Source organism: Kitasatospora sp. NPDC127067 (assembly GCF_042724755.1).
Lineage (GTDB): Bacteria > Actinomycetota > Actinomycetes > Streptomycetales > Streptomycetaceae > Kitasatospora > Kitasatospora lactacystinica.
Genome location: NZ_JBHXEM010000290.1, coordinates 1 through 2,072, shown reverse-complemented (window position 1 = coordinate 2,072; position 2,072 = coordinate 1). Strand labels below are relative to the sequence as shown.

Here is a 2,072-nt window from a genome sequence, read left to right as displayed (position 1 = left end):
TTCCGTCGTCCCCGCCCGGTCCGGTCCTTGCGGATCTCGAAGTCCATCGCACCCCTTGAACTGGGGTGTTGCAACGATCCCTAGAACCCAAGCCGTTCCGACGGGGCCGTTCTACGCGGGCCGTTCGACGCGAACGGGCGGCCCTCCCCCGCGGACGTCGGGCGGGTTCAGACCCGCAGCGCCGCCAGCTGCTCGGCGAACGGCACCACCTGCTCGGGCAGCTCCGGCGCCGCCGGGCCGCGCCCGGCCAGCAGCGCCGCCAGCTCCCCGGCCGCCCGGTCGATCCGGCGCGGCAGGCCGTCGGTGAGCCCGTCCCCCGCCGTGCCCCAGTCGTCGGTGGCCGCGTAGACGGCGGTCGGCAGCACCACCGCGCGCAGGTAGCTGAACAGCGGGCGGACGGCGTGCTCCAGGGCGAGCGAGTGCCGGGGCGTGCCGCCGGTGGCGGCGATCAGCACCGGCTTGCCGGTGAGCGCGTCGTTGTCGATCACGTCGAAGAAGGACTTGAACAGACCGCTGTACGAGGCCGTGAAGATCGGCGTCACCGCGATCAGGGCGTCCGCCTCCGTCACCGCCTCGATCGCCGCGCGCAGCCCGGCGCCGGGGAAGCCGGTGACGAAGTTGTTGGCGATCTCCACCGCCAGGTCCCGCAGTTCGACCACGGTGACGTCCACCTCGCGGCCCTCCGGGGCGAGTCGGCGCACGGTCGAGTCGGTGAGCCGGTCCGCCAGCAGCCGCGTCGAGGACGGCTTGCTCAGTCCGGCGCTCACCACCACCAGCTTGTACGCGGTCACTTGGCCACCTCCACGGTCTTCTCGTCCTTGGCCGCGACCAACGCGGCGTGGGTCGGCCCGTCCGGCACCCCGGCCGGGCGGCCCTTGGCGAACTCCTCGCGCAGCACCGGCACGACCTCCTCGCCGAGCAGGTCCAGCTGCTCCAGCACCGTCTTCAGAGGCAGGCCGGCGTGGTCCATCAGGAACAGCTGGCGCTGGTAGTCGCCGAAGGTCTCGCGGAAGGTCAGGGTCTTCTCGATGACCTCCTGGGGGCTGCCCACGGTCAGCGGGGTCTGCTCCGTGAACTCCTCCAGCGAGGGCCCGTGCCCGTAGACCGGCGCGTTGTCGAAGTACGGACGGAACTCGCGCACCGCGTCCTGGGAGTTCTTCCGCATGAACACCTGCCCGCCGAGGCCGACGATCGCCTGCTCGGGCGTGCCGTGGCCGTAGTGGGCGAAGCGCTCGCGGTAGAGGCTGATCAGCTTCTTGAAGTGCTCCTTGGGCCAGAAGATGTTGTTCGCGAAGAAGCCGTCCCCGTAGTAGGCGGCCTGCTCGGCGATCTCGGGGCTGCGGATCGAGCCGTGCCAGACGAACGGCGGGACGTCGTCCAGCGGGCGCGGGGTGGAGGTGAAGCCCTGCAGCGGGGTGCGGAAGCGGCCCTGCCAGTCCACGACCTCCTCGCGCCACAGCTGGTGCAGCAGCGCGTAGTTCTCGACCGCGAGCGGGATGCCCTGGCGGATGTCCTGGCCGAACCAGGGGTAGACCGGGCCGGTGTTGCCGCGGCCCATCATGACGTCCACCCGGCCCTCGGCCAGGTGCTGGAGCATCGCGAAGTCCTCGGCGATCTTCACCGGGTCGTTGGTGGTGATCAGCGTGGTCGAGGTGGAGAGGATGATGCGGTCGGTCTGCGCGGCGATGTAGCCGAGCATGGTCGTCGGCGAGGACGGGACGAACGGCGGGTTGTGGTGCTCGCCGGTCGCGAAGACGTCCAGGCCGACCTCCTCGGCCTTGCGGGCGATGGCCACCATCGCCTTGATCCGCTCGTGCTCGGTGGGGGTGCGACCGGTGGTGGGGTCGGTCGTCACGTCGCCGACGGAGAAGATTCCGAACTGCATGCTGCTCACCCGTCCCAGGTAGTCCAACTTTCAACCACCTTAGCACCCCGGTGCGGATCGTTATTCCCGCCGGCCCCGTTCCCGTCGGTCGGCGCAGACCGCCGACCGCCGGCCGCCGGCCGTGGAACGCGGACCCGCCCCGGGCGGGGGGCCGACAGCGGGCCCCCCCGGGGGTAAACAGGACGGA

The 2,072-nt window shown here is 71.1% G+C and carries 2 protein-coding genes; both read right to left on the bottom strand.

Annotation, left to right across the window (positions count from 1 at the left end):
• Positions 1-167: 167 nt before the first annotated feature.
• Positions 168-791: an FMN reductase gene (locus tag ACFWJ4_RS41475; RefSeq protein ID WP_359912410.1), complete on the bottom strand. Its 624-nt coding sequence runs from the start codon at positions 789-791 to the stop codon at positions 168-170.
• Entirely contained in the window at positions 788-1,885 is a 1,098-nt protein-coding gene (locus tag ACFWJ4_RS41470) for an LLM class flavin-dependent oxidoreductase (RefSeq protein ID WP_380554631.1), read from the bottom strand. The genes ACFWJ4_RS41475 and ACFWJ4_RS41470 overlap by 4 nt, the downstream gene beginning before the upstream one ends.
• Positions 1,886-2,072 lie beyond the last annotated feature (187 nt).

Excerpts from the sequence above, each read along its gene's own strand:
- ACFWJ4_RS41470 (WP_380554631.1), bottom strand. The coding sequence starts at position 1,885 with ATGCAGTTCGGAATCTTCTCCGTCGGCGACGTGACGACCGACCCCACC.